Below are 205 nucleotides of genomic sequence, written 5' to 3'. Positions count from 1 at the left end.
GCAGCGGACGGGACTCGAACCCGCGACCCCCGGCGTGACAGGCCGGTATTCTAACCGACTGAACTACCGCTGCGCGTCGGTTGGTTGCTTCGTTAAAAGCGACCTTCTCTTTCGAGAAACTCAAGAAGTGGTGGGTGATGACGGGATCGAACCGCCGACCCTCTGCTTGTAAGGCAGATGCTCTCCCAGCTGAGCTAATCACCCT

At 58.5% G+C, this 205-nt stretch carries 2 tRNA genes; both read right to left on the bottom strand.

Annotated elements, in window-relative coordinates:
• Positions 1 to 73: transfer RNA gene (locus GHO41_RS29715), tRNA-Asp, on the bottom strand.
• A gap of 55 nt (positions 74 to 128) precedes the next feature.
• Positions 129 to 204, bottom strand: a tRNA-Val gene (locus GHO41_RS29710).
• Position 205: the final 1 nt, after the last annotated feature.

The sequence above is a fragment of the Pseudomonas sp. FSL R10-0399 genome (assembly GCF_009600165.1).
GTDB lineage: Bacteria > Pseudomonadota > Gammaproteobacteria > Pseudomonadales > Pseudomonadaceae > Aquipseudomonas > Aquipseudomonas helleri.
Note: the sequence above shows the minus strand (reverse complement) of the source record. Positions and strands in the feature narration are given on the sequence as shown.